We start from the raw sequence: 412 nt of genomic DNA, 5'->3' as shown, positions 1-412 counted from the left end.
TATGCCAACTAATGTCGCTTTGTACTCGATGAATTGTGCTAAACGATGGAATGACCAAGTGTGTAGATTTTTTTCGTTTTTACGGCTTGTTCGTGCCGTCTGTCTAATGTTTGTTAGTTGCTCTAATCGAATGACAGAAATATTATTATCCGTTGCAAAATCAACGATTTCACGACTTACTTTGTGGTCTTGGTCTTGCATCCATCTTTGTTCTTTATCATCAAGTTGACGCAGGGCATTCAGTTTCTTAGCTTCTCCTAATTTCTTGCGAACACTGCGAAACTTACGTTTCATAAATTTGTTTTGCCTACCGTTCCCGAAGAAACGAACTTTATCATCATCTGTGATAGCTACCGCAGGAACTTTGAGACCTAAGTCTACTCCTAAAATCTTTGTTCCCGTTTTTTCGTTT

The 412-nt window shown here is 38.6% G+C and carries 1 protein-coding gene; it reads right to left on the bottom strand.

The window, feature by feature from the left end:
- Positions 1-412 (bottom strand): RNA-guided endonuclease TnpB family protein (locus tag MR170_RS31155; protein ID WP_242310683.1); only part of this gene is annotated, 412 nt, incomplete at both ends.

Origin of the sequence: Bacillus cereus group sp. BfR-BA-01524, from assembly GCF_022662595.1 — a bacterium.
Classification (GTDB): Bacteria; Bacillota; Bacilli; order Bacillales; family Bacillaceae_G; genus Bacillus_A; species Bacillus_A thuringiensis_S.
This window is presented reverse-complemented; position numbering and strand designations above follow the sequence as displayed.